The organism is Chromohalobacter canadensis, assembly GCF_034479555.1.
In the GTDB taxonomy this organism is placed as follows: domain Bacteria; phylum Pseudomonadota; class Gammaproteobacteria; order Pseudomonadales; family Halomonadaceae; genus Chromohalobacter; species Chromohalobacter canadensis.
In genome coordinates this window covers 2,560,911-2,586,783 of record NZ_CP140151.1, presented here as the reverse complement: position 1 = coordinate 2,586,783, position 25,873 = coordinate 2,560,911, and the positions used below count along the sequence as shown (strand labels likewise).

General features: G+C 60.7%; 20 protein-coding genes. 10 read left to right on the top strand and 10 right to left on the bottom strand.

Annotation, left to right across the window (positions count from 1 at the left end):
• Positions 1-135: 135 nt before the first annotated feature.
• From SR908_RS12245 to SR908_RS12235, 3 genes are all read right to left on the bottom strand, one after another.
• A complete protein-coding gene (locus tag SR908_RS12245) occupies positions 136-2,400 on the bottom strand; it encodes a mechanosensitive ion channel family protein (RefSeq protein WP_246921617.1) in 2,265 nt (754 codons plus the stop codon).
• Positions 2,401-2,533: 133 nt separating this feature from the next.
• Complete coding sequence (locus SR908_RS12240) at positions 2,534-5,737, bottom strand: efflux RND transporter permease subunit (protein ID WP_246921614.1); 3,204 nt, start codon at positions 5,735-5,737, stop codon at positions 2,534-2,536.
• Between the two features lie 3 nt (positions 5,738-5,740).
• The gene (locus SR908_RS12235; RefSeq protein ID WP_246921611.1) at positions 5,741-6,991 is read right to left on the bottom strand and encodes an efflux RND transporter periplasmic adaptor subunit; all 1,251 of its coding nucleotides are present in this window, start codon (positions 6,989-6,991) and stop codon (positions 5,741-5,743) included.
• Between the two features lie 160 nt (positions 6,992-7,151).
• Here SR908_RS12235 and SR908_RS12230 point away from each other — a divergent pair, with 160 nt between their 5' ends.
• Complete coding sequence (locus SR908_RS12230; protein ID WP_246921608.1) at positions 7,152-7,769, top strand: TetR family transcriptional regulator; 618 nt, start codon at positions 7,152-7,154, stop codon at positions 7,767-7,769.
• Between the two features lie 62 nt (positions 7,770-7,831).
• Positions 7,832-8,746 (top strand): alpha/beta fold hydrolase, encoded by a 915-nt coding sequence (locus SR908_RS12225; RefSeq protein ID WP_246921606.1) that lies wholly within the window; start codon positions 7,832-7,834, stop codon positions 8,744-8,746.
• On the opposite strand, the gene SR908_RS12220 is transcribed toward SR908_RS12225, so the two are convergent.
• The 3 genes from SR908_RS12220 to SR908_RS12210 all read right to left on the bottom strand — a co-directional run bounded on the left by SR908_RS12220 (position 8,743) and on the right by SR908_RS12210 (position 12,738).
• A complete protein-coding gene (locus tag SR908_RS12220) occupies positions 8,743-9,576 on the bottom strand; it encodes a fructosamine kinase family protein (protein ID WP_246921604.1) in 834 nt (277 codons plus the stop codon). The two genes, SR908_RS12225 and SR908_RS12220, sit on opposite strands and share 4 nt — an antisense overlap.
• A gap of 79 nt (positions 9,577-9,655) precedes the next feature.
• A complete protein-coding gene (locus SR908_RS12215) occupies positions 9,656-11,485 on the bottom strand; it encodes a monovalent cation:proton antiporter-2 (CPA2) family protein (protein ID WP_246921602.1) in 1,830 nt (609 codons plus the stop codon).
• A gap of 68 nt (positions 11,486-11,553) precedes the next feature.
• Entirely contained in the window at positions 11,554-12,738 is a 1,185-nt protein-coding gene (locus tag SR908_RS12210) for a GNAT family N-acetyltransferase (RefSeq protein ID WP_378076110.1), read from the bottom strand.
• Between the two features lie 35 nt (positions 12,739-12,773).
• On the opposite strand from SR908_RS12210, the gene SR908_RS12205 reads away from it, so the two are divergent.
• Positions 12,774-13,070, top strand: a complete 297-nt coding sequence (locus tag SR908_RS12205; RefSeq protein WP_246921600.1) for a DUF4190 domain-containing protein — start codon at positions 12,774-12,776, stop codon at positions 13,068-13,070.
• Positions 13,071-13,174: 104 nt separating this feature from the next.
• The gene (gene pncB, locus SR908_RS12200) at positions 13,175-14,347 is read left to right on the top strand and encodes a nicotinate phosphoribosyltransferase (protein ID WP_246921598.1); all 1,173 of its coding nucleotides are present in this window, start codon (positions 13,175-13,177) and stop codon (positions 14,345-14,347) included.
• Between the two features lie 51 nt (positions 14,348-14,398).
• Here the strand turns inward: pncB and SR908_RS12195 are convergent, their stop codons facing one another.
• From SR908_RS12195 to gap, 4 genes are all read right to left on the bottom strand, one after another.
• On the bottom strand, positions 14,399-15,205 hold the full coding sequence (locus SR908_RS12195; RefSeq protein WP_246921596.1) for a dienelactone hydrolase family protein: 807 nt from the start codon (positions 15,203-15,205) through the stop codon (positions 14,399-14,401).
• Between the two features lie 82 nt (positions 15,206-15,287).
• Positions 15,288-16,604, bottom strand: a complete 1,317-nt coding sequence (locus SR908_RS12190; protein ID WP_246921594.1) for a sensor domain-containing diguanylate cyclase — start codon at positions 16,602-16,604, stop codon at positions 15,288-15,290.
• 75 nt (positions 16,605-16,679) lie between these two features.
• On the bottom strand, positions 16,680-16,967 hold the full coding sequence (locus SR908_RS12185; protein WP_097022718.1) for a hypothetical protein: 288 nt from the start codon (positions 16,965-16,967) through the stop codon (positions 16,680-16,682).
• Between the two features lie 378 nt (positions 16,968-17,345).
• The gene (gap, locus tag SR908_RS12180; protein ID WP_097022719.1) at positions 17,346-18,347 is read right to left on the bottom strand and encodes a type I glyceraldehyde-3-phosphate dehydrogenase; all 1,002 of its coding nucleotides are present in this window, start codon (positions 18,345-18,347) and stop codon (positions 17,346-17,348) included.
• A gap of 165 nt (positions 18,348-18,512) precedes the next feature.
• Here gap and edd point away from each other — a divergent pair, with 165 nt between their 5' ends.
• From edd to SR908_RS12150, 6 genes are all read left to right on the top strand, one after another.
• Positions 18,513-20,384, top strand: coding sequence for a phosphogluconate dehydratase (gene edd, locus SR908_RS12175; RefSeq protein ID WP_246921590.1), 1,872 nt, complete (start codon positions 18,513-18,515; stop codon positions 20,382-20,384).
• A complete protein-coding gene (gene glk / locus SR908_RS12170) occupies positions 20,385-21,344 on the top strand; it encodes a glucokinase (RefSeq protein ID WP_075370186.1) in 960 nt (319 codons plus the stop codon). It begins immediately after the preceding gene.
• Positions 21,341-22,252 (top strand): D-hexose-6-phosphate mutarotase, encoded by a 912-nt coding sequence (locus SR908_RS12165; RefSeq protein WP_246921587.1) that lies wholly within the window; start codon positions 21,341-21,343, stop codon positions 22,250-22,252. Before glk ends, SR908_RS12165 begins: the two co-directional genes overlap by 4 nt.
• The gene (locus tag SR908_RS12160; protein WP_246921584.1) at positions 22,249-23,124 is read left to right on the top strand and encodes an aldo/keto reductase; all 876 of its coding nucleotides are present in this window, start codon (positions 22,249-22,251) and stop codon (positions 23,122-23,124) included. The genes SR908_RS12165 and SR908_RS12160 overlap by 4 nt, the downstream gene beginning before the upstream one ends.
• A 119-nt stretch (positions 23,125-23,243) precedes the next feature.
• The gene (gene pgi / locus SR908_RS12155; RefSeq protein WP_246921582.1) at positions 23,244-24,890 is read left to right on the top strand and encodes a glucose-6-phosphate isomerase; all 1,647 of its coding nucleotides are present in this window, start codon (positions 23,244-23,246) and stop codon (positions 24,888-24,890) included.
• Positions 24,887-25,858 carry a carbohydrate kinase family protein gene (locus SR908_RS12150; protein ID WP_246921580.1) on the top strand — a complete coding sequence of 324 codons (972 nt, stop codon included), beginning with the start codon at positions 24,887-24,889 and terminating at the stop codon, positions 25,856-25,858. The genes pgi and SR908_RS12150 overlap by 4 nt, the downstream gene beginning before the upstream one ends.
• Positions 25,859-25,873: the final 15 nt, after the last annotated feature.

Here is a 25,873-nt window from a genome sequence, read left to right as displayed (position 1 = left end):
GATTATTCGTTATAGCTAATCGCCACGTGGCGTGCGAGCATCCTATGAGCATCGGCCGCTTTCTGCATACCTTTAACGGCGACGCCATGACATGCGTCACTCCCTTCTTCTAGATAGCCACATCCACAGTCGCGATCAGCTCGTGTCGGATGGCGTATCGCTGACATCACCACCGGCTGTCGTGGCATGTTCGGTCGCAGTTGGCAGATTCGCGGCCTCGCCAGATGCCTGCTCAAGACTCACGCTCATGCGCGGCATGGCGAGCTCCATCCCCAGGTCATCGAAACGCCGCTTGAGACGCAGGTTGAACGCCCGCGCCACGTCCCACTGCATGATCGGCGCCGTGCGCATGCGCATGCGCAGAATCGCCGCGCCGGCATCGAAACTTTCCACCCCCTGGAGCTCCAGCGGCGACCAGATGTAATGCCGCATCATCGGGTCGCGACGTAACTCCTCGGCCACTTCACGCACGATGGCAATCGCCTCGTCGATCTTCATATGATGCGCCACGCGGACACGAATCAGGGCGATACCGAATTCCCGTGAAAAATTCTGGATTCCCTTGATCTGGCTGAAGGGAATCGTATGCACGATGCCATCCAGATCGCGCAAACGCACGGTACGTAGACTCAATCCCTCGACCGTCCCCATGTGGCCGCTCAGGTCGACGAAATCGTCGATGGCCAATGAATCCTCGATAAGGATGAAAAGCCCCGTGATCAAGTCCTGGACCAGCGTCTGAGCGCCAAAGCCCACTGCCAGACCGATAACTCCGGCACCGGCCAACAGCGGCGTGACATTAACCCCCAGATTGGCCAGCGCCACGATGACCGCGATAATCAAGATGGTGGCGAAGACCACATTGCGAATCAGCGGCGTGATGGTTTGCGCCCGCGTACTCTGCGCGCGACCGCTGCGACCGCGCTTGGAAGAAAGCAACGCCCGCTCGATCGCGGTATCGGCAAGAATCCAGACCAGCCACGCCAGCAGCACTGTCATACCGATACTGATCAGCGATTGCCCGATGCGCTGGCTGATACCCTCGTCCCCGCCGAAAGCTAGCAACGACAACCCCCAGACGCGCATCGCCAACTCGGCGAAAGCCAACCAACTGATCAGATGCGCCAATGTATAGCCAAAGCGCACCAGGCGGCGTCGATACTGCGATTGTCGACGCTGCTTGGAAGGCTGTTCGGCATGACGATGAATCAGGCCATTGACGATCAGGGTCACCACCAGCAAGCCGGCGGTCACGATGGCCTTGGCAAAGGCGCTGCGCGAGTCGCCTTCGGAGGTCAAGATGGCAATCAGCGAAACCACCACCATGAACAGGACCGGCACATGCCACAATGTTCCGATCACTCGGATCAACTCACTGCTGGCACGCTTGTCGCGCCGGTAACGATAGGGCCGATTGCGGATCAGGTGCTTGATGGGACGCTTGAAACGGATCGCGAACGCCCCCGTCAGCAAGGCCGCCGTGACGTTGGCCAGCATCGAGACCATCTCCGCCAATGATGCCCCCAGGGTCGAGCGCAGCTCCGAAGAATTCGCGGCATCGCCCAACGCGACCAGCGCGCCGATGGTGAACAGCCAACGGGCGGCGCGGCGATGCAGAATGCGCAGGGCGACACGACGATGGCCATTGGCGAACAGCGAAAAGACGACTTCGCAGACGGCAGTGAACAAAATACCGCACAAGGTGATGTACGCGATCACCATCGCCAGCGTCATCCCCAACGTAGACGTCATTCCGTGCACGACGCCCAGAGTGATCCCGAAAGCGAACCCCCAAGGGAGCAAGCGGCGCAGCATGTGGCGTATCAGCATCCAGGTGCTCGGCTCAGCACTGAGCGTTAGCTGCATGTCCATGCGTTTGGCCAAACGACGCCCGCCGACCACCATCAGCGCCGCACTACCGCCCCACACCCCCAATACCCAGACGAAATCGCCGACGAGATGCAGCAGCGACTCCAACGAGGCGACGCGTTGCGTCAGAGTGTCGCCTGCCCGCTCGCTCAGGCGCTGCCAGTACTCGAGTGGTGTCACGACCTCGCCGGAGTCTCTCAGCGAGGTCAGCGAGTCGGCAATGACACCCAGCAATCCACGCGGCGACTCGGGCTTCGCATCAGCATCGGCGCCTTCCAACGAGGCCCGCAATTCGCGTAGCTGCGTGAGCAGAGCGTCTCGGCGCTGCTGGTCCTCGAGCATCGTGATAACACTATCCAACGATTCACGCGCCTGCTCGTTCGATGGCGCCGTTCCCTGCGCCTCTTGGCTACCACCCCCGGATAATGCCGCCAGCGGCGATGCACTCTGCCCCCACGCAGCACCGGAAAACACCAGTAGCGCACACAAGAGTACGACCCACCGGCCCCAATGCGCCGCCCTGTTTGTCATGCTCACCTCGCCTCGCCTTTCCATCGTCACAGAGTGCCCTAACCGAACGTTGCAACCAACCGGCCGACCTCAACCAGCAGCATAAAAAAAGCCAGGGCGCGAGGCCCTGGCCATAATCCGATTCAATCGGCAATCAGTGGCGGCTGGCCGGTGGTCCGGACGTCGCCGACGCCTCGTCGTCATCCTCATGAGGGGAGGATACGCCACGCTTGCGCTGCAGCCACTCCTGCACATTGGCGATCATCGTGTAGAACGCCGGCACGAAGAAGCTCGCCAACACGGCCACCGAGACCATCCCCATCGCCACCGTGGTGCCGATGTGATGGCTGTTGGTGTCATTGGCACCACTCGCGATGGCCAACGGCAAGGTCCCGAAGATGAATGCCAACGAGGTCATCACGATTGGCCGGAAACGTAGCTCGGAGGCGGTCAATGCGGCATCCCGGATCGACTTACCGAGCTCGCGCCGCTGCAATTCGGCGAACTCAACGATCAGGATGGCGTTCTTGGCCGCCAACCCGACCACCACCAGCATGCCCACCTGAACATAGACACTGGTGTCCAATCCACGCAGCACGATCCCACCGATGGATCCGATAAAGGCAAACGGTACCGCCGTAATAACCGCCAGCGGCAACGCCCAGCTTTCGTACTGCGCTGCCAGGATCAAGAAGACCATCAGAATGCCGAAGGTAATGGCAATAATTGCGGCATTGCCGGCATTGGCCTCTTGGAAGGACGTGCCTGTCCAGCCCATGCCCCACTCGTTGCCGAGTTCTTGCTGAACCACCTCTTGCATCGCGGCGATCGCCTGGCCCGAGCTATAGCCCGGCGCAGGGCCACCCTGGAACTGCGCCGACGGGTAGACCCCGAAACGCGATACCACAGAGGGAGCCGACTGACGCTCGAGCGTCACGAACTCGGAAATCGGTATACGCTCGCCATCACCGCCACGCACGAATATCTTGTTTAGATCGTCGGGCGTTTGCCGGAACGTATCCTCATTCTGCATGTAGACCTGGAAATTGCGGTTCTGATATGTAAAGTAGTTCACGAAACCGCTGCCCAGCGTATTCGAAAGCGTCGTATTGAGATCATCGATCGACACGCCGTAACTCAGAGCTTTTTCCTGGTCAATATGCGCCCGATACGATGGCACCGAAGCATCGAAGGTGGTGAACACCTGGGCCAGCTCCGGACGCTGGTTGGCAGCTTGCATTATTTTACCGGAAGCCTGCATCAACTCCTGAGAGTCAGCCCCGCCATAGGACTGCAGATAACCGGTAAAGCCCCCCGTGGTGGAAAGCCCGATGATCGGCGGCATGTTGAAAGCCATTACCGTACCACCCTCTAGACCAGCCCCAATTCGATTGATTTTGGCGATCATGTCCTCGACGGACTCATCACGCTCGCCCCACGGCTTCATGGTGATGAACATCACACCCTTGGCCGTGTTGACCGCACTGGACAGCATGTCGTAGCCCGCCACCGCCGTGGAGTACGCGACCGCCGGATCCTGCTCGATCTTGTCACTCAGTTTATCCATGTACTCGGTGGTACGTGCCACGGACGCGCCTTGTGGCAAGGTGACACTCGCGATGGCGATCCCTTGGTCGGTTTCAGGTATCAATGTCGAGGGGTTGCTCTGGTACAGCCAATAGGAAAAGCCGATGATGAGCGCCGCCAATATCAGCGTCAGCACCCAAGCCTTGACCAGCAAACGTACGACTGCCATGTAACCCCGCGTCACCGACTCGAAGAAACGATCGAACAGACGGAATGGCGTCGAGGCGGCACGCGCGATCTTGGAATCGCCTATCTCCGACTTGTGCTTGACGAAAAGCGCACTCATTGCCGGCGTGAAGGTCAAGGCCACGACCGCCGAAATGGCCACGGAGATCGCGATGGTCAACGCGAACTGCTGGTAAATCTGGCCGGTAAAACCACCCAAGAAGGCCACCGGTACAAACACCGCTGCCATGATGAACGAGGTCGCGATAACGGGGCCGCTAACCTCTTTCATGGCGGTGATGGCCGCCTTTCGTATGGGTATTTCGGGATCTTCTTCCAGCAATCGCTCGACGTTTTCCACCACTAGTATCGCGTCATCGACCACGATACCGATCGCCAGCACCATGGCAAAAAGCGACAACAAGTTGATCGAGAAACCGAACAGGTACAGACCAGCGAAGGTTCCCACCACCGAGACCGGCACTACTGACATGGCAATGATCGTGGTGCGCCAGTTCTGCAGAAAGATGAACACGATCACCGCAACGATCAGCAATGCCTCTATGAACGTATGGAAGACCGACTCCACCGAGGCATCGATGAACAATGTCGTGTCGTAAGGCACGTCATACTCGAGCCCCGGCGGAAACCGCTCGGAGAGCTCATCCATCTTGCTTTTGACGGCCTCGGCGGTCTCCAGGGCATTAGCGCCGGGCTGCTGATTGATCATGATCGGCGTCATGGTGGCGCCGTTCATGTTGGCGTTAACCGAATAGGACGACGCACCCAGCTCGACACGCGCCACATCACTCAAACGCAACGCCGAGCCATCGTTGTTGGTACGCAGGATGATATCGCGAAATTGGTCCGCGTTAGCCAAACGCCCCGGCGCCGTAATGGTATACGTATACGCGCGCGGATCTTCTTGCGGCGCCTGGGCCAAGGCCCCCGCCGGAATTTCGGTGTTCTGCGACCGGATGGCACTGGCCACCTCGGCAGACGTCATGTCGTATTGCGCCAATTTATCCGGATTGAGCCAGATACGCATGGCGAACTCGCCACCCCCCAGCACCTCAGCCGTTCCCACACCGGGCACTTGGCGAAGTTCATTGAGGATATTGAGCGTGGCGTAGTTCTGCATGTAGATGTTGTTGTATTCATCCGTCGGCGACGTCAATGCCACCAACATCAAGATACTGCTTGAACTCAGTTCGACCGTGACCCCTTGCGATTGCACCGACTCAGGCAACTGCGACAGCGCCTGCTGGACACGGTTATTGACGTTGATCGTGTTGATGTCACCGTCAGTCCCGATACCGAACGAGACATTCATCCGCATCGAGCCATTATCGGCGCTGGTCGAGGTCATGTAGATCATGTCCTCGACCCCGTTGATCGCCTCGGCGATCGGGGCCGCCACGGTCTTAGAGACCGTCTCGGCGTCGGCACCGGGATAGGTCGCCTGCACGGAGACCGTCGGCGGCACCACGCTGGGATACTGCTCAATGGGCAAGACACGCATTGCCATTATCCCGATCACCGCCACGATGACCGAGATAACGGTAGCGAAGACCGGCCGTTTGATGAAGAAGTTGGAAATATTCATCCGTCAGGCTCCACCTTCCTCGTTGGCTTGGCTGTCGGCATCGGATGACCCTTCCTTCTTAGTCTGGCTTCCTGATGCAGCCTCACCTTCTCCGGCACCCGAGAGGGCTTCAGCATCACCGTCGAACGGCTGGGGATCAATAGCCACGCCAGCGCTGATGTTGCCCGGATCGCTGACTACGACGCGGTCTCCCGACTTGATCCCGTCCGTAATGATCATCCACGGTCCCGCTGTATCACCGAGCTGCACGGTCTGCGTGCGCACCTTGCCTTCTTCATTCAGCACATAGACTTGAGGGCCCATCAGCCCTTGCGTCACGGCAATCTCGGGCACGGCGAACACATCAAAACGCTTCAGGCCTTCCAACTCGACACGCACGAACTGTCCCGGCATGAACATGCCGTCGGGATTATCGAAGAAGGCATTCGCCTGCACGGTGCTGGTGCTTTCGCTGACACGCGAGCCCAGAAATTCCACGCGCCCTTTCAAGGTCTGCCCCGGTAACGCCGGAATCTGCAGCTCGGCGGTAATCGCCTCCTTGCCCTGTTGCTGGCGCTGACGCCGCAGTTCGAAGGCTTCTTCCTGAGGGAGCTGGAAACGCACCTCGAGAGGATTGAGCGGCGTAATCGTCGCCAACTCGGCGCCATCGTTGACGAGATTGCCGACGTTCACCTCGCTCAGGCTGATCATGCCCGACACCGGCGCCTCGACATCGGTGTAATCAAGATCGATACGCGCGCTATCAAGCGACGCTTGTGCCTGAGCGACGCTGGCACGCGCGACCTTGAGATCGGCCTGCGCCTGATCACGCTGCTGTACACTGACGGAATTCTGCTTGAGCAGGCGCTGGTAACGGTCGGCATTGGTCTGCGCCAGTTCCGCATCAGCCCGCGCACTTTGCAGATCCGCCTCACGCTGGCGTACGGTCGCTTGATAGGTTTCAGGTTCGATCGTGTAGAGACTCTCACCCTTCTCGACCTGCTGGCCGGGATCGAAATGCCGCTCCTCGAGCGTACCGCTGACACGAGCCACGACAGTCACTTCATTATCGCTACGCAGCATGGCAGGATAAGATTTGTCGAGCGAAAGGTCGCGCTTGGCCATTTCCATGACCTGAGCTTTTTTAGGCGGCGGAGAAGAAGCGTCGCTTGACCGCTGCTGGGCATCGTCGTCGCTGCCGCAGCCCATCAACAGAACGCCCGCCAACGCCACGGCCCAAAGGCCCCGGCGCTCATTCCCTGTCGTGGATACCATCGGTATTTTACCTTGTTTGATCGAGATCAATGATGGCTAAGACTACACGCATACATACATGAATGTAAATGCCATTCACTTGGGGTATGATGGCTAAAAAAGTCTCGCCACTCGGTGCTCATCCCTACCGTCTGGCTGGATTCATCAACGAGATCACGCCATGCCCCGCAGAACCAAAGCCGAAGCCGAGGCCACGCGAGAAGCCTTGCTCGATGCCGCCGAAGACGTCTTCCTCGAAAAAGGCGTCTCACGTACCTCGCTCGAACATATCGCACGTCATGCCAGCATGACGCGCGGTGCCGTGTATTGGCACTTCAAGAACAAAGCCGACCTGTTCCATGCCATGCTCGACCGGGTCAAGATGCCGCTCCAGCAGATCATCGACGACATCACCGTCGAGTGCCAGGTCACAGGACCGCTGGATACGCTGCGACTCGCCACGCTACACGCCTTCGAGATGCTCGAGCGCCCACGTTCATGTCGTGTCCACACCATCTTGATGCATCGCTGCGAATTCATCAGCGACATCAACCCTGTGGAGCTTCAAAACCGCTTGGCCTCGGATTGCCGCGAAGTCGTACGGCGCTGTTTTCAACAGGCCCATGATGAAGGCCTGCTCATCGACGAGATCGCACCGGATGCCGCCACCCTGATGCTGCATTCAATGATCGGCGGCTTGGTACACGATTGGCTCCGAGCTCCCGATAGTTTCTCGCTGCGCGAAAGCGGAGGCGAGGCGATCGACCGTCTGTTTTACCTCATCACGCGGCGCGTCTAAGGTTCTACTGCATTGCAGCATCACGTCTATACTGAAGACGTGCCGATATTCAGGACCGCGCCGTGGATGAGCTTGTTCTGCTCCAGCACCGTGAGCTCGAGATCGCCGTGCGCGTCTGGCATCCCGATGCCCCACGGACATTGATCGCCTGGCACGGCCTATCGAGGCATGGCGGCGACTTCGAGTTCCTGGCTCGACTGCTTGGCCCCCGCTGGCGGCTGATCGCCCCCGATACACCAGGACGCGGCCTTTCCAGTTGGTCGCTCTTTCCCGCCTACGATTATCTCTACGCACATTACATGCGTATTGCCATCGCGGTCCTCGATCACTTCGAGCTCACGAGCGTTCCCTGGCTGGGTACGTCGATGGGCGGGCTGCTGGGGCTACTCTTGGCCGCCGACGCGTCACACGGCCACCGTGTAGCGGCTCTTATCCTCAATGACGTCGGCCCGACCATCGAAGCGAAAGGCCTGCAACGCCTGGCGAATCACTTCATCTCAACGCAGCGGTTCACGACCTTGCGGGCACTGGAATCGGAAATCCGCGATCACTACCAGAGCTTCGGTATCGATAGCGAGGCGGTATGGCAACGCCTGCTCTTGGGCAGTGCTCGGCGTTTACCCGATGGTAGCTGGAGCCACCATTTCGATCCTCGTATCGCCGAGCAATTCGTCCACGATACGCCACGCGATCTATGGGCCGCCTGGAAAGCCCTACATTGTCCCTTGATGACCATACGCGGCATGCAATCCGATATCCTGTCACGCCAAACACTATCGACCATGCGTCACCACCAACCTAGCACCCGCATCCTCGAAGTGCCCGGGTGCGGCCACGCCCCCATGCTCGACAAGTCTTCACAGAGCGCCCCGATCGCCGCGTTTCTCGACACTCCTCGGGTACGTGAACGGTGCGTCCCTCCTACTGTTGGCAATACATGGTGGCAACGGTTGTTACGTACGCCCCGCCAACATTAAGTCGATTGCAAGCGCACGATAGCTCGCTCGACGCCCGCTCGGTAGGCACCACCGAACAACAGCAGGTGATTAAGCAGCGGGTATAACTGGAACAACGTCTCGCGACGTTCCCAGTCATCAGGGCGAGCACCATCCCAGTAAGCCTCGAAGAACGCCTCGCCCGGCGCGCCAAACAGCGTCAGCATCGCCAGATCGACCTCGGGATAATGATAGTAGACAGCAGGGTCGATGATGGCCGGCCCTTCGGGTGTGGTAAGCACATTGCCAGACCACAGGTCGCCATGCACAAGGCTTGGCGGCACGTCCGGCAACCACGTCTCGAGCCGGTCGGCGACATCGCCCAGAGCGTCCAGCAACGTTGCGGGCAGCAAGCCGCGTTCAACGCAGGCCGTGCCTAGCGGCATCAGCCGGCGCTCGCGTTGAAACACGCGACCATCATCACAGGGCGTGTTGCGCTGTGGCGTGGGCCCGCAGCGGTTATCACTCGGCCATCCGTGACGCTCGCCGTGAACGGCGTGCAACTCGCGCAGACCGGCGCCAAGCCTCGCTGCATCGCGCTTGCCGCCCGATGCCAATGCCTCCATGATCAACCATTCGCCTTCCTGGGCGATCACCGTCGGCACTTTCAGCTCCGTGTTCGCCCGACCCAGAGCGCGCAACCCCTCGGCTTCGGCAGCCAGGGCCTCGGGGGCGTCACGCTTGACTACCACCGCGCCCTGATCGGTTTCCAGCCAGGCGACCTCGGCGATGTCGCCCCCCGCAAGAGCCCGGAGCTCACCCCGAGCGACAAGATGTTGCGATGCCAATACGGCACGCAGCGACTCCTGCATATCGACCTCCCGTTAACTGCTTCCCACCTTGCGCCACGAACGCCCTGCCCCTCTCCGCAGCGCACAACGCAAAACGTGTTCAGCGGTCCTCCGGCACGGACGTGCTTGCCATCCCCGCTGGCGGCGCGGCATCCGTTTCCTTGCCTCGTCGCTGCTTCAACTCTTGCTGAAAAAGCGCCTGAAATTCAGCAATGGCTTCATGCTCGGTCTTTCTCAAGGTCTCCAAATCATGGCGGTGCGCGTAGGATGATGCCAGCAATTGATTATCGAAGTCGCGGAAGGTACGCACGGCCTCGAGTGCATTGGAACCAGGGTAGCCAAGGCCCTTGAGCACCTCCACACTCATCTCCATGCTTGAGGCGAACGTCTCGCGTACAACGGTCTCGACGCCGATCTCCATCAACTTCCAGGTATGATGACGATTACGCGCACGGGCGAAGATTTTGATCTGCGGGTAGTGGTTACGCACCATCCTCGCGATGACCAGTGCCGCTTCCTCGTCGTCGACGGCGATCACCAGCACCTTGGCTTGGGCGAGGCCCGCCGAGCGCAAGACATCGAGACGCGCGGCGTCGGCATAATAGATGCGCGAGCCAAAGCGGCGAATGAACTCCACTTGGGTGATATTGGGATCAAGTGCAGTAAAGTTGATGCCCTGTAACTTGAGCACACGCGCCACCATCTGACCAAAGCGCCCCAGCCCTGCGATCAGCACCGGCGGTGTCTCGTCGCCGAAGTCCTTATCATAGGGGCGGCTCTCCCCCATCTGGGAGGCGAGCCGGTTACCGCCACGATAAAGAAACGGCGTGAGCGACATGCTCAAGGTCACTGCTGCAATACACAGACTGGCGATACGTTGATCGAAAACCCCCGCGCTGACCGCCGCGCTGAGCAGCACGAAATCGAATTCACCGCCCTGAGCGATCACCGTCGCCAAGCGCGGGATCTCCTGACGCGGCAAGCGCGCTACCATGCCCACCAACGTAATGACGACCAGCTTGGCCACCAGTAGCCCCAAGGTGATGCCCAGCACCCACCATACGTTGTCGAAGACAAGCGCCAGGTCGACCGACATACCCACGGCGATGAAGAACAGCCCCAGCAAGATGCCCTTGAAGGGCTCTATGTTGGCTTCCAGCTCGTGCCGATAAACCGTATCCGCCAGCATGACGCCACCGAGGAACGCCCCCAGCGCCATGGACAAGCCCGCCCACTCCATGACCAGGGCCATGGTCAGCACCATGAACAACGCCGCAGCGGTGAACACCTCATGCACACCGCTGCGCGCGATGAGCGCCAGTACACGCGGGAAAATCAAGCGTCCGAAAACGATCGCCGCCAGCACCATGCCCACGGCCTTGCCGATATCGAGCCACACCGCACTGTCTTGGCCACTAAGGTCGCCCGCGAATAATGGCAACAAGGCGAGTAGCGGGATAACTGCTAGATCCTGGAAAAGCAGGATGGAGAACGCCGTCTGGCCGTGGGGTGTCGCCAGGCGATGCTGTTCATTGAGAAGCTGTAGAGCGAACGCCGTGGAAGACAGCGCCAGGATCAGCCCCAGCAGCACCGAGAGCTCCCATGTCAGCCCCAATGCCAGGCCAATGGGCGTCAACAAAACGCCACATCCCAGCAGTTGCAAAAGCCCCAGCCCGAACAGCTGCTTGCGCATGCTCCACAAACGCGAGGGCTGCATTTCGAGGCCGATGAGGAACAACAACATCACCACGCCGAACTCGGAGAAATGTAGTACTTCCTCAGGTTCGGCGATAAAGCCAAGCACAGACGGCCCTAGCAGCAATCCCACCGCGAGATAGCCCAGTATCGAGCCCAATCCCAGACGTTGAAACAGCGGTACGGCGATGATGACCGCGCCTAGCAGCACCGCTGCTTCATAGAAAAAATTCATGCGCTAGACTTCCTCATGTGATCCTTCCATGGCCGCGCCACGGCACGCTTCCCTGCGATGGCGTCTGCTCACTGTACGGGACGAAACGGTAAGCGTTCGCGGCATGCCAAGCGATAGTGGCCCATGGCTTGGCGCTCCTCGACGCAGAACCGTGCGACCGCCTCCCGAAATCCCGAATGCGGCAAGTAATGCAGTGAAGTGCTCAGTTCGGGCGAGAAGCCGCGAAGCAACTTGTGCTCGCCCTGGGTACCGGGATCGAAGCATTTAAGCCCCTGCTCCAGGCAGTATTCGATGCCTTGGTAATAACATGCTTCGAAGTGTAGGCAGTCGGCAACGACTTCACTCCCCCAATAACGTCCATACAACGTATCACCGCCTTGCAGATAAAGCGCCGCGGCAACCGGCGTATCTCCCTGACGCACCTGCACCAGCATGAGCGCCTCACCCATCGTCGCGCGCAGCCGGGTGAAGAACGCTTCACTGAGATAGGGCATCTGTCCGCGCTCGAGGTAGGTGATGCGGTAGCAGCGATAGAAGTGGGCCAACGCAGCGGCATCGATATCGCCCCCGCTCAGCCGGTGCAGACTCAACCCCTGTTCGGCGACCTTGCGGCGTTCACGGCGGATCTCCTTGCGCCGTTTTCCGACCATCGACGCCAGGAAGCCCTCGAAATCACCGTAGCCGGCATCGCGCCACTCGAAACGCACCGCCTCACGCCGCAGCAAGGACGGCCACTGTACTTGCCACTGCGTAACTTCGCGCTCATCGGCAAACAGCAAATGCCAACTCGACACGTCGTCGCCGCGCTCCTCGAAAAAAGCTGCCACCGCTTGTATAGCCTGAGTGAGCGAGATATCGGATGCCACGGCCAGGCGCGGCCCGATAGCGGGCGTGAAGGGAATGGCGCTCAGCCGCTTGGGGTAATACCGCCCACCGGCACGTTCCCAGGCATCGGCCCAACTCCAGTCGAAGACGTACTCGCCGAAGGAGTGCATCTTGAGGTAGTGCGGTAACACGCCCACCAGGCGCTCGCCCTGCCACAGCGAGAGGTGACGCGGCACCCAACCACTCTCAGCGTCGACACAGCCGGTACTTTCCAGGGCATCCAGGAACTCGTGCCGCAGGAAAGGGTAGCGCCTGCCCACCAACGCATTCCAAGTTTCGAGCGGGACATCGGCAACGCGCGTCAGCTCCCGTATCATCAAGCCCATCGCCACGCCTCCCGAAGCGGATTCCCGAATATCACGGCTCATGCTAGGGTGAGGCCAACCCTTTTCTGGAGCAAGCGATGCCCCGCGTCACGCCCGCGCCACCTACGCCGCCGCCAACGCCACAGCTCAACACCATGGCCATCGTCGCTTTTGCGCTCAGCGTGCTGGGCATCTTCGTGCTGCCTAGCGCGCTGGGCGGCGTCGTCTGCGGCCACCTGGCACGCCGACAGATCCGTCGTACGGGCGAACAGGGCGACGCCTGGGCACTGGCGGCACTCATTCTCGGGTATTTGCTACTCCTGCTGTCGATCGCAGGCTTGTTATTGTTCGGCGGTTTCATGATCACCATGTTTGGTGTCATCGCCTTCATGTGAGCACTTCACCAGCCGTCGTCGCACCGGCTGCGGTAGTGGTGCCTATCGTACAGCTGCGCTAAGCTGACGCCCCCGTTTCGGAACCTCGCCGTATAGGATGCACGATGCTGGATTCGCTCCTCGATAACGACTTTTACAAGTTCACCATGCAAAGCGCGGTCATCAAGCGCTTTCCTTATGCGCGAGCTCGCTATGCGTTCATCAACCGGGGCGACCACTCCTTTCCCCCCGGTTTTGCCGAGCGGCTGCGCGAGGCAGTAGACGCCATGGCGAACCTGTCGCTGACCCTCGAGGAAAAGCGTTACCTGGAACGCACTTGCCCCTACCTCGACCCGACCTATCTCGACTTCCTTTCGGGGTTTCACTACAACCCCGAGGAGGTCGAGATCGTACAGGAAGGCGGACACTTTACGTTGCACATCGAGGGGCTCTGGTATCGCACCATCCTCTGGGAAGTGCCGCTGATGGCGCTGATCAGCGAGATCTGGTATCAAATGGGCGACGGCCAGCGCGACTCGGATGCGCTCATCGATACTCGCACGCGCGACAAGATCGAGCACTACAAGCGTCTAGGCCTCAAGATCGCCGAATTCGGCACTCGTCGGCGCTATTCCTATAGCGTCCACGACCGCGTCGTAGCTTCGCTGTGCCACCACGGTGGCGATACCTTTTCCGGCTCGAGCAACGTGCACCTGGCCATGCGTCATGGCGTCAAGCCGATCGGTACGCATGCCCATGAGTGGTTCATGTTTCACGGCGCACGCTTCGGCTTCAAGATGGCCAACAGCCTGGCTCTGGAGCATTGGGTAGATGTCTATCGCGGCGACCTGGGCATCGCGCTTACCGACACCTTTACCTCCGCCACCTTCTTCGACAGCTTCGACAAGAAGTTCGCCAAGCTCTTCGATGGCGTGCGTCATGATAGCGGCGACCCACTTGAATTCGCGGCCGCCACCATTGCGCATTACGAACGCATGGGCATCGACCCACGCACCAAGACCATCATCTTCTCCGATGCCTTGACCCCCGAGCGCGTGGAGCGCATCGACAACTTTTGTCGTGGACGCATCACTACCGCGTTCGGCATCGGCACCAACTTCACCAACGATGTCGGCGTCACGCCAATGAACATGGTCATCAAGATGACCGAGGCGCGTCCCGAGGGGCAGCATTGGATCCCGGTGATCAAGCTCTCCGATGTTCCCGACAAGAACACCGGCGACGCCGACATGATCGAACTCGCCAAGCGCGTTCTGGCTCTCTCACGGCGCGCCTGATGTCACTATGGACAGCATTCTGGCGGCGTCACGGCGCCGCCAGAATGCATGTCAGTCCTTATTGAGTGCGCGATCCAGTGCCACCAGGGCCGACTGCCAAGAAGCTGCGTCGGCGGCGGCATCATAGCCCAACGGCAGGTCGAACTCGTCGGCCTTGGCATCGGCCCCCGGGTTGCTGAAACCATGCTTGGCGCCTGGGTACTGCACCACGCGCACCTCGGCGCCCTGGTCGCTTAGCGTCTGTGCCATCGACTCCAGCGCATCCGACTCGACCAGGCCATCGGCCTCACCATTGTGAATCTGCACAATGCCGTCGAAGGGCTGCGGGTCGGAAACCGCCTGAGTGGGACTGCCATGGAAGCTGATCGCCGCCTCGATGGGCATACCCGCCAGCGCCATGTTCATCACCACGCCTCCGCCGAAGCAATATCCCAACGCCGCCATGCGATCACCACGCACGTAGGGCTGCTCCCGCAGCTTGGCCATGGCCGCCTCGAGACTCGCGCGCGCCGTGGGCCAATCGCTCATCACTCGCTTGGAAAACGCCTGTGCATCGTCAGGGTGTTGTGCATTTTTACCTTCACCGTACATATCGACTGCCAAGGCGACGAAGCCCAGCGCCGCCAACTGATCGGCACGTGACTTGGCGTAATCGTTGAGGCCCCACCATTCGTGCACCAGCAACACCGCCGGGCGCGGCTCCTCGTCATTGACGTTGCGTGCCAGGTACCCCTGATACGTTTCCCCGCCAGTGGAGTATTCGAATGTCTCGCCGACGACCTTCGGACCTTCCACGGTATCCGCCCAGGCGCCGAGGCTCAGCATGCTCAGCAAACAGGCCAGCAGAATTCGCATCATCTTCTTCTCCTTGATTCTTACGCCGTGTCCGGCTAACGCGCGGCGATGTGGCATACGAGGGTCGGGTAATTGCATAACGTGCTCATATGGGTTGCGGCGGTGCCTGATGCACGCGGTTACGACCGTTGTGCTTGGCGGCATAAAGCCCCATGTCGGCGCGGTGTAGCAGCGACTCCACCCCCTCACGGGATTGGCGTTCCGCCACGCCGAAACTTACTGAGAAACTCAGCCATTCGCCATGAAATTCGACCCTCACGCTTTCGAATTTCTTGCGCAGCCGTTCGGCCAGCAACGCCGCGTCGTTCAGCGACTGACCAGCCAGCATCAACGAGAACTCTTCCCCGCCGATACGCCCGAACACATCTTGATCACGCAACGCGGTGCGGCATATCTCACCCACACAAGCCAACACCAGGTCACCGGCCGCATGCCCCCAAGTGTCGTTGACCGTCTTGAAATGGTCGATGTCGAAAATCACCAAGGACACACGCTGAGACACATGGTCGGCGGCTTCCAGGCCGCTACGCAAGCAACTCAAGTAGGCGCCACGATTGAGCGCCCCGGTGAGACTATCAGTTGTCGAAAGCTCATGCAGACGATGCTCGCGATGCTTACGGTCGGTAATGTCGCGGGCCACCGCGAGAATCCATTCGTAGCGTTCACTGGCAGGGTTCAAATAGGGCGAACAGCAGGTCTCCAGCCACACATAATGGCCTAGCCGATGACGCATGCGAAGCTCCATGCGCAGCGGCTCGCCATGACGCGCAGCATCATGAATCAGGCGCTGCACGCGCGGCGCGTCATCCGGCGGCAACAACCCCAGCAGCCCGCGATCATGCAAAGTTTCAGGACGATGCCCGAGCAGGCCTTGAATCGACGGCGACGCGAAGCGGCATTCCCCGTCAGCGTCCATCAGCAAGATGGCATCGCTGACATTCTCGACGATAAAGCGATAGTGGCGCTCACTGTCGGCCAGCGCTTCCAGACGGGTCAACGCCACCTGAGTCTCGCTGATATCTGCCAGGGAGCCGATCAGCTCGATCACATCGCCCGTAGCGTCACGCTGCACCATGATATCGTCTTGCAAGTAGCGAACACGCCCGTTGGCGCAGGCGATGCGGTAATACAAGCGAATACGCGACTCGCCCGCTGCCAGTCCCGCGAACAAACGTGCCTCGACTTCCTGGGCATCGCACACATGCTCCAACCACCAACCAGGGGTAGATTGAAGTTGCGCCCGCGTGGCACCGATCAACGTCGCGAGGTTATGGCTAACGTAGTGCAGATCGTTGCGCCACCAGCCGGGGCCGGTCGCATATAGAATGGCAGGAGAGCCCTCCAGCAATGCATCGCAATCGCTGGGAAGGGTGGAGAAACCCTTCGCGGCCGGTATATCCATAATGAGTCATCGCCCCACTTCACAGGCTTCGTGACGAATTCACACGACCGCTGACTCGACGAAGGCACAAACGGGCTACCGCACCCCGGTGCGCCGCTGCGGCGGCGAGGCCGGTGAATCCTCCGGCTCGGCCTGCTCAACGGGTCGGCGATCATGCGTTTCGAGATAGGCCGACACCAGGGTGCGCAGCTCTTCAATGCTCAGCGCCACACGCTCGCAACGGGACTGTCCCGACCAAGCGACGTAGACGGCAGGCGTGTCGCGCGATTGATCGACACCGGTGATCTTTCCTTGGCGATTGCGGTGTCCGTCGCGCAGCATGACACCGACCAGCCGATGAGCCTGTTGCACAAAATCGCGCATGATGCCCGTTCCGTTGATGAGAAATGATGCATGCCTACTGAAGTCTATCACAGGAAGGGGGTAAACCCGACCATGACGTGATGATGGACCCATTATGGCACTTCGTCATTCTCTAAAGGACAGGAGCTGGCATCGTCACGAAAGTTGCAATATGCCAATGGCAATGCGGTGCTGCCTTAGCTTTAACATCGGCAGAGGGGTATCGAATCTTGAGTCTCCCGGCAGAAAAAAGGCGCCCTGAGGCGCCTGATTTCTCGAGTACCTTGCGTACCCGATGGGAAGCGAGAGCGAACGGACAACGATCGAGCGGAGCCGTGAGTGCGCGAGACGTGTATCCGGACGCTCCCACACGGGGTGGTTACGTCACCGACGACGGACTTACTTCGTCGCGTGCATTGCCAGTGCCGTATCCAGCATACGGTTGGAGAAGCCCCACTCGTTGTCGTACCACGCCATCACTTTGACCAGACGGCCGTTGACGCGCGTGTGGTTGGCATCGAAGGTGGAAGAGTTCGCATCGTGGTTGAAATCGATCGACACCAGTGGCTGGGCGTTGGAAGCCAGCACCGGAGAAGACTCGGCCGCTTTCTCGACGATGGCATTGATTTCTTCCTGAGTGGTTTCGCGGCCGGCAGTAAAGGTCAAGTCGACCAGCGACACGTTGATGACCGGCACGCGGACCGCCAAGCCATCGAACTTGCCCTCGAGCTCGGGCAATACTCGACCCACAGCCGCTGCGGCGCCCGTCTTGGTAGGAATCATCGACTGGGTCGCGCTACGTGCCCGGTAGGGGTCCTTGTGGTAGACGTCGGACAGGTTCTGATCGTTGGTGTAGGCATGCACCGTCGTCATCAAGCCGTTTTCGATACCCACCGCATCGTTGAGCGCCTTGGCGACCGGCGCCAGGCAATTGGTGGTGCAAGAAGCGTTGGAGACCACACGATGCTCGCTGGTCAATACGTCCTCGTTGACACCGAACACCACCATGGCATCGGCATCGCCGCTGGGCGCAGAGATCAACACACGCTCGGCGCCGGCCTCGAGGTGCTTGGCGGCGGCGTCACGCTTGGTAAAGAGCCCCGTGCACTCCATGACCAGGTCGACATTCAGCGATGTCCAGGGCAAGGCGGCTGGATCACGCTCGGACAGTATACGGATGCGGTCGCCATCGACGTTCAGCGACTCGTCGTCGTGCCCAACTTCGAACATGAAGTGCCCATGCACGCTATCATGCTTGAGTAGATGGGCGTTGAGCGACGGGTCGCCCAGATCGTTGATGGCCACGACCTCGACGCGGTCGCGGTAACCGTTTTCGTAGAGAGCCCGCAGGACGTTACGACCGATACGCCCAAACCCGTTGATTGCAATACGCAGCGTCATAATGGCTTCCTCCTTTGATTGGCGTGACCCCAAGGATACGATAAGTATCTTTTGGAAGAATACTACAGCTATCCCCTTAATTTGGGCAAAAGACGCACGACCATCAAGGTATTTTTTGCTAAATTTACTTACATGATCACCCAACGCACTTGATGAGGTCCTGACATGCCACTGAATCAGACCGTTGCCGACGTTACTCGCCGCATCGAAGAACGCTCCAAGGAACGCCGGGCGCTCTACGAAAAGCGCATGCACGATCAGTACAAGCGCGGGGTCCACCGCAGCGACCTCAGCTGCGGCAATCTTGCTCATGGCGTCGCCGCCTGCGGCAGCCAGGACAAGAATCAGCTCAAGCTGATGAACTCCGCCAACCTGGGCATCATCTCGGCCTACAACGACATGCTGTCGGCGCACCAGCCCCTCGAGACCTTCCCTGCGACCATCAAGGATGCCGCTCGACAAATGGGCTCGACCGCCCAGTTCGCCGGTGGTGTCCCCGCCATGTGCGACGGCGTCACCCAGGGCCAGCCCGGTATGGAGCTGTCACTGTTCTCACGCGATGTCATCGCCATGGCCACGGCGGTCGGCCTATCGCATAACATGTTCGATGGCGCCCTCTACCTCGGGGTGTGTGACAAGATCGTCCCGGGGCTGTTCATTGCGGCGGCGCGTTTCGGCCACCTGCCGGCCACTTTCGTGCCCGCCGGCCCGATGCCCAGCGGCCTGCCCAACAAGGAAAAGGCCCGGGTCCGCCAGCTGTTTGCCGAGGGCAAGGCCTCGCGTGAAGACCTGCTGGAAGCCGAGTCGGAGTCCTATCACAGCCCCGGCACCTGCACCTTTTACGGCACCGCCAACTCCAACCAATTGATGATGGAGATGATGGGCCTGCACCTGCCGGGAACATCGTTCGTCAATCCTGGCACCGAAATGCGCGAGGCTCTGACCCAGTTCGCCACCCAGCAGACGATCCGCAACACCGAGCCGGGTGGCGATTACCGGCCCTTCTACAAGCAGATCGATGCCCGTGCCATCGTCAATGCCATCGTCGGCCTGCTCGCCTCAGGCGGCTCCACCAACCACACCCTGCACCTGGTGGCCATGGCCGCCGCTGCGGGGCTGACCCTGACCTGGGATGACTTCACCGACCTTTCCGCTGTAACACCGAGCCTGATGCACGTCTATCCCAACGGCCAGGCGGATATCAACCACTTCCAGGCCGCGGGCGGCATGAGCCTCCTGTTCCGCGAGCTGATCAAGGCCGGGCTCATCCACAGCGACATCCCGACCGCGTTCGGTACCGACATGACGGCCTACACCAAAGAGCCCTTCCTCGAAGACGGCGAACTGATCTGGCGTGAAGGCCCCGAGCAAAGCCTCGATGAGGACGTCCTGCGCCCGGTATCGAATCCCTTCTCCCCGACCGGTGGGCTGACGGTACTCGACGGCAACCTGGGACGCGGCGTGATCAAGATCTCCGCCGTGAAGCAAGAAAATCGCCTGGTTGAGGCGCCTATCCGGATCTTCGAAGATCAAAACGACCTCCAGAGCGCCTTCGAAGCTGGTGAACTGGACCGCGACGTCATCGCCGTCGTCCGCTTTCAGGGTCCCAAGGCTAATGGCATGCCCGAGCTGCATAAGCTCACTCCCTATCTCGGGGTCCTCCAGGATCGCGGCTACAAGGTCGCGCTGGTGACCGACGGCCGTATGTCCGGCGCCTCCGGCAAGGTCCCCGCGGCGATCCACATGACCCCCGAGGCCCTCGACGGCGGTCCGTTAGGCAAGCTGCGCGATGGCGATGTCGTACGCCTCGACGCCGACAACGGTAGCCTGGAAGTAAAACTCGATGCACAGACCTGGGCGCAACGCGAGCAAAGCGTCGGCGATCTCGACCACTATCATGTGGGACTGGGGCGCGAACTCTTCGGCGGCTTCCGCCAGCTCGCCATGCGCGGCGAGGAAGGCTGCAGCGTGCTGGGCGGCTTCGAGGCCGACGATCTCGCTCGCCAAGGGGCACACATTCAGGGCGAGGATGCTTGAATGAGCCGCCCTGCCTTGATTGGCGACATCGGTGGCACCAATGCCCGCTTCGCCTTGGTGACACCGGGGGCGTTCGATCTTCAGGCCATTCGAACGCTTCCTTGTGCGCATTATCCAACACTGTCCGAGGCGATTCGCGCCTACCTCGACGAGGTGGGCGCGGAAGTCCCCCGGGAGGCCTGCCTCGCCTTCGCCTGCCCCGTACACAACGATGAAGTCCGCATGACCAACAACGCCTGGTGCTTCTCCAAGCGCCAGGTCACCGAGGAGTTCGGCTTCGAGCTGTTCAAGGTCATCAACGACTTCACCGCACAAGCACTCGGCGTTCCCCACGTGGATGCCAAGGACCTGGTACCGCTAGGGGCCGGCGAGGCCGCGCCAGGCAGCGCAAGATTGATCTTCGGCCCCGGCACCGGCCTGGGCATGGCGGGTCTCTTTCCCGGTCAGCACGACTGGATACCGCTACCTACCGAGGGCGGGCATGTGTCCTTCGCGCCTACCGACGCGCATGAACGCGAGCTATTGGCGTACTTCCATCAGCACTACGGGCGCGTCTCGGTGGAGCGTATTCTCTGTGGCCAAGGCTTACTGGATCTTTATCGCGCGAATGCGCATCTAGCCAAACAGATTGCCCACTACAACACGCCCGCCGAGGTGACCGGCGCAGCACGTGCCGGCGACCCGCTCGCGCGTCAGTCTCTCGAGCGCTTCCTCAAGATTCTCGGCGATGTCAGCGGCGATGCCGCCTTGATGCTCGGTGCGCGCGGCGGCGTCTATCTATGTGGCGGCATCTTGCCGCGCCTTCTCGATTGGCTGCCCCACAGCCACTTCCGTGACGCCTTCACCGACAAAGGGCGCATGCACGCGTACACTGCTCACATTCCCGTGTGGGTAGTCACGGCACCCTGGAATGGGTTGCTGGGTGCCTGCGAAGCGTTACATAACGAGGAGGTAGCATGATTCCCGATTCCCTGCGTCAGTTGCTCGACGCGACTCAGGGGCAGCGCGAAGCCGAATGGCAAGAACGTCGCGTGCTGTTGTTCAATGCCGACTGGGGCGAATTGGCGGTCTCTCTGCAAGGCGCCCAGGTGCTGCATTATTTACCGTTCACCCCCGAAACCGGGCGAGCCGCTGGCGCCCAATCGGCACCCGGCACGAAGGATGGCTGGCTATGGGTAACGCCCACGCCACAAGCCTTGCCGGGCACGATACGCGGCGGTATCCCGGTGTGCTGGCCATGGTTCGCCGACGAGTCGCCGGACGGCCGCGGGCCCATGCATGGCACTGCCCGCCAGGCCGAGTGGCGATTGGATGGGATCGACGACGAGGACGAAGGCGTTGAGGTGCACCTGTCGCCGACAACGCGCCTCGACGAACAACTCACGCCCCGCGTAATGATCCACGCCAGCGCCCAGCGCCTGCATGTCGAGCTGATTACCGAGCACCGCGGTGAAACGCCAGTGAAACTGACCGCAGCTTTGCATAGCTACCTGAGTGTTGCGCATACGCACCAATGCCGTGTCGAGGGCCTGGCCGGCGCTCGCTACCTGGACAAGCTCCAGGACTTTTCCGAGGCACACCAACAAGGCGAGCTCGGCGTGCGCGGCCCCCTGGATCGTATCTACGAATCCAACCGTCCACTCGTGCTCGACGACGGCGCACGTCGCCTCCGGATCGCCAAGCAAGGCAGCGACTCCACGGTAGTCTGGCATCCCGACACCGAATTGCCCGGCGACACGCCTGCCGACGTAGGCCATCGCTTCGTGTGCGTCGAAGCCGCCTGCACACGCATCGACCCCGTGTGGCTGGTGCCCGGCGCCCAGCACCTTCTGGCTACCACCCTGACCCGCGAGGACATGCCGCAATGAGCGATGAGCTGACTTTCGACGTCCCTTTCGTGCTAGGCATGATGCGCCTTCATGAACGTCCTGAGCTAGCCGGCGCCACGCGCTTGGCCGACTGGATCGAGGCACGTCTCGATGAAGGGCTCGACTGGTTCGATCACGCCGATATCTACGGCAATCGCGAGTGTGAACGACTATTCGGCGAGGCTTTGGCACGGCGTCCGGCGCTCAAATCCCGCGTCAAGGTGATCACCAAAACCAACATCGTGCTGCCCGCTCGTGACACGTCGCGTTTCGGGGTCAAGCATTACGACACCTCCCCCGAATACCTGAACACGCGGATCGACGCTTCGCTGAAGCAGCTTGGCGTCGAGCGCCTCGATCACTTCCTGTTGCACCGTCCTGACCCGCTACTCGATGCCCCTGCCACTGCAGCCGCACTGGATGCCGCCATCGACGCCGGCAAGATCGGCGCGGTGGGTGTTTCAAACTTCCTGCCCGAGCAGTGGCGGCGCCTGCAGGCCGCCATGCGCCACCCGCTCGGCGCGCATCAGTTTGAGCTGTCACTGGCACGTCCGGAAGTGCTTTTCGATGGGTTCTACGATGCCGTGATCGCCGACAACTTCGCGCCCATGGCCTGGTCGCCACTAGGTGGAGGATTGGTCTTCGAGGATGTCCTGGGCAGCGCGCTGGAGAGCTTCGCCCACGCCTTCGAATCGAGTACCGCCGGATTGGCGTTGGCTTGGTTGCGGCGCCTGCCGGGGCATCCTGCACCGGTTATCGGCACCCTCAAGGACAGCCGTATTCAAGCCTTGCACCGAGACAGTAACCTGATGCTTGACCGTGCCACCTGGTTCGCACTGCTCGAAGAGGCACGCAGCCACCGAGTGCCCTAGGCAGTGGCTCGCATGCAGCTTTCGTCGAAGGCCCATTGTGGAGTCAATGGCAAGCTGACACGATTCATCGATCCGACCCGCGTGGTCATGTTGCTCGATTCATGAAGAAGGATGACGCCATGTTCCAACTCACGCGCAGCGTCACCTGGCGCGCTCTCGAACGTCTCAATCGCGAGACCGCCAATGATCGCATCAGCGATTACTTCGCCACCGATCCCAAGCGCTTCGATAAGATGAGCCTGCGTGTCGGCGGCCTGTTCCTGGACTATTCCAAGCACCACATTTCCGATGCCGTGTTCACCAAATTGATCGAGCTCGCCGACCACTCGGCACTGGTGCAACGGCGAGCGCAGATGTTTTCCGGCGACATCATCAATGTCACCGAAGACCGTCCGGTCCTGCATACTGCCTTGCGCCACCTCGGTGACGAGCCCGTCTATGCCGACGGCAAGGACGTCATGCCCGAGATCCAGAGCACGCGCGAGCAGATCAAACGCTTCTCGGAAGAAGTACGCAGCGGCGAATGGAAGGGCTACAGTGGCAAACGTATCAAGGACGTGGTCAACATCGGCATTGGCGGCTCAGACCTGGGGCCCAACATGGCCTGCCGCGCATTGCTCAAGTACCGCCACGACGAGCTCAATTTCCACTTCGTTTCCAATGTCGACGGCGCACATATTCAGAAAGTGCTGAGAGCGCTCGACCCGGCGACCACGCTGTTCATCGTCTCGACCAAGACCTTTTCGACCCAGGAAACGCTGCTCAACGCCAAAACCGCACGGCGATGGTTCCTAGACCATGCCGGTGAAGACGCCGACGTCGGCGCGCATTTCATCGCGGCCTCGACCAACCGCAAGGCGGCGATGGAATTCGGCATTCGCGAGGAGAATGTCTTCGAATTCTGGGCTTGGGTCGGTGGGCGGTACTCGATGTGGTCGTCGATCGGACTGCCTATCGCACTTTCTATCGGCTTCGAAGGTTTCATGGAACTCCTCGAAGGTGCCCACGAGATGGACCAGCACTTCATCGAGGCACCGTTCGAGCAGAACATGCCGGTGATCATGGCGTTGATCGGCATCTGGTACATCAACTTCACCGGCGCCGAGACGCATGCCATCGTGCCCTACGACCAGGCCTTGCATCAGCTGCCGTCGTTTCTCCAGCAGCTCGACATGGAATCCAACGGCAAGTCGGTGGATATCTTCGACCAGCCGGTGAATTACAAGACTGGCCCCATCGTCTGGGGGCAAACGGGATCCAACGGGCAGCATGCGTTCTTCCAACTGCTGCACCAGGGCACGCGCTATGTCCCCATCGACTTCATCGCCTCGCTCAAGCCTGAGCCGGAATTCGAGGATCACCACTTCGCCCTGCTCACCAACATGCTGGCGCAGGCCAACGCCTTCATGGAAGGCAGCCAGGACGGTAGCCAGCTCGATCCCTACAGCTGCCCCGGCAACCGCCCTTCGAGCACACTATTGCTCGATGAGTTGACGCCCAAGAACCTGGGCGCACTGATCGCGCTGTACGAACACAAGGTCTTCGTTCAAGGCGTGATCTGGAATATCAATTCCTTCGACCAATGGGGCGTTCAGCTCGGCAAGCGCATCGCCGGCGAGATCAGCGAGCGCATCGACACCAATGCCGCGGATTTCGATGTGTCCACTCAAGGCTTGTTGTCGCTGGTCCGCGAGCACTTTCCGACGACCACCGCCAAGAGCAAGGATAAAACGCGCGGCAAGAAGCCTCGGGAGGATGCGTCATGACACCGCTGATCGCCTTCGGCGAAGCCCTCGTCGACATGCTATCCAATCGCCTGGATGGCGCCGCCGACGACATCCCGGAAACCTTCACGCCCTATGCGGGCGGCGCGCCGGCCAATGTCGCCGTGGCCTGCGCGCGTCTGGGGATGTCGAGTCGTTTCCTGGGCATGCTCGGCGAGGACCGCTTCGGCGACTTCCTCGTCGAGGAACTCGCGCGTCATGGTGTGTCGGTCGAGGATATTCGCCGCACGCGCGAGGCACGTACCGCCCTGGCATTCGTCTCGCGCGATGCCCAGGGTGAACGGCGTTTCGACTTCTATCGCCCGCCCGCGGCGGATCTGCTCTACCGTCTCGCGCATTTGCCTGCGGGCATCTTCGCCGAGCCGACGATCCTTCATCTGTGCAGCAACAGCCTCACCGATGACGCAATTGCCGAGACCACGCTGAGCATCGCCGACATCGCCCGGCGCGGCGAGGCCTTGATCAGCGTCGATGCCAACCTGCGCCACAACCTTTGGCCCGATAATCGCGTCGATATCGGCCGTGTCACCGCCTTGCTCGATCACGCGCACCTGCTCAAGCTGTCCCGCGAGGAACTCGAGGCGCTACGCGGCGACCACGACGCCGATACTTGGCTGCAATGGCGTCTGGCCGCTGGCGTACGCCTGATCGTGATCACCGACGGTCCAGCCCCAGTCGTCGTGCATCGGCTTGGCAAGGTCATCCACGTCACGCCGCCCGAAGTGACGGCCGTGGACACGACCGCCGGGGGCGACGCCTTCGTAGGCGGCCTGCTGGCTCAACTGGCCGAAGCCGATGTCACCGCCGCCACGCTTGGCGACTGGTGCCAGGACGAAACCCGCTTGCGAGACGCCATCCAGCGTGCCTGTCGTTGCGGGGCTTTCGCCGTGACTCGCCCCGGCGCTTACACAGCACTGCCCACCCGCGACGACCTCGACAACATGCGATGATCCACCAAGCGCTCG

What these genes read in the sequence shown, in the direction of transcription:
- SR908_RS12195 (WP_246921596.1), bottom strand. Translation starts at nt 15,205, where the DNA reads ATGATGCGAATTCTGCTGGCCTGTTTGCTGAGCATGCTGAGCCTCGGC.
- glk (WP_075370186.1), top strand. Translation starts at nt 20,385, where the DNA reads ATGAGCCGCCCTGCCTTGATTGGCGACATCGGTGGCACCAATGCCCGC.
- SR908_RS12230 (WP_246921608.1), top strand. Translation starts at nt 7,152, where the DNA reads ATGCCCCGCAGAACCAAAGCCGAAGCCGAGGCCACGCGAGAAGCCTTG.
- SR908_RS12245 (WP_246921617.1), bottom strand. Translation starts at nt 2,400, where the DNA reads ATGACAAACAGGGCGGCGCATTGGGGCCGGTGGGTCGTACTCTTGTGT.
- edd (WP_246921590.1), top strand. Translation starts at nt 18,513, where the DNA reads ATGCCACTGAATCAGACCGTTGCCGACGTTACTCGCCGCATCGAAGAA.
- SR908_RS12160 (WP_246921584.1), top strand. Translation starts at nt 22,249, where the DNA reads ATGAGCGATGAGCTGACTTTCGACGTCCCTTTCGTGCTAGGCATGATG.
- SR908_RS12150 (WP_246921580.1), top strand. Translation starts at nt 24,887, where the DNA reads ATGACACCGCTGATCGCCTTCGGCGAAGCCCTCGTCGACATGCTATCC.
- SR908_RS12215 (WP_246921602.1), bottom strand. Translation starts at nt 11,485, where the DNA reads ATGAATTTTTTCTATGAAGCAGCGGTGCTGCTAGGCGCGGTCATCATC.
- SR908_RS12205 (WP_246921600.1), top strand. Translation starts at nt 12,774, where the DNA reads ATGCCCCGCGTCACGCCCGCGCCACCTACGCCGCCGCCAACGCCACAG.
- SR908_RS12240 (WP_246921614.1), bottom strand. Translation starts at nt 5,737, where the DNA reads ATGAATATTTCCAACTTCTTCATCAAACGGCCGGTCTTCGCTACCGTT.
- SR908_RS12235 (WP_246921611.1), bottom strand. Translation starts at nt 6,991, where the DNA reads ATGGTATCCACGACAGGGAATGAGCGCCGGGGCCTTTGGGCCGTGGCG.
- pgi (WP_246921582.1), top strand. Translation starts at nt 23,244, where the DNA reads ATGTTCCAACTCACGCGCAGCGTCACCTGGCGCGCTCTCGAACGTCTC.
- SR908_RS12210 (WP_378076110.1), bottom strand. Translation starts at nt 12,738, where the DNA reads ATGAGCCGTGATATTCGGGAATCCGCTTCGGGAGGCGTGGCGATGGGC.
- SR908_RS12165 (WP_246921587.1), top strand. Translation starts at nt 21,341, where the DNA reads ATGATTCCCGATTCCCTGCGTCAGTTGCTCGACGCGACTCAGGGGCAG.
- SR908_RS12185 (WP_097022718.1), bottom strand. Translation starts at nt 16,967, where the DNA reads ATGCGCGATTTTGTGCAACAGGCTCATCGGCTGGTCGGTGTCATGCTG.
- SR908_RS12220 (WP_246921604.1), bottom strand. Translation starts at nt 9,576, where the DNA reads ATGCAGGAGTCGCTGCGTGCCGTATTGGCATCGCAACATCTTGTCGCT.
- gap (WP_097022719.1), bottom strand. Translation starts at nt 18,347, where the DNA reads ATGACGCTGCGTATTGCAATCAACGGGTTTGGGCGTATCGGTCGTAAC.
- SR908_RS12190 (WP_246921594.1), bottom strand. Translation starts at nt 16,604, where the DNA reads ATGGATATACCGGCCGCGAAGGGTTTCTCCACCCTTCCCAGCGATTGC.
- pncB (WP_246921598.1), top strand. Translation starts at nt 13,175, where the DNA reads ATGCTGGATTCGCTCCTCGATAACGACTTTTACAAGTTCACCATGCAA.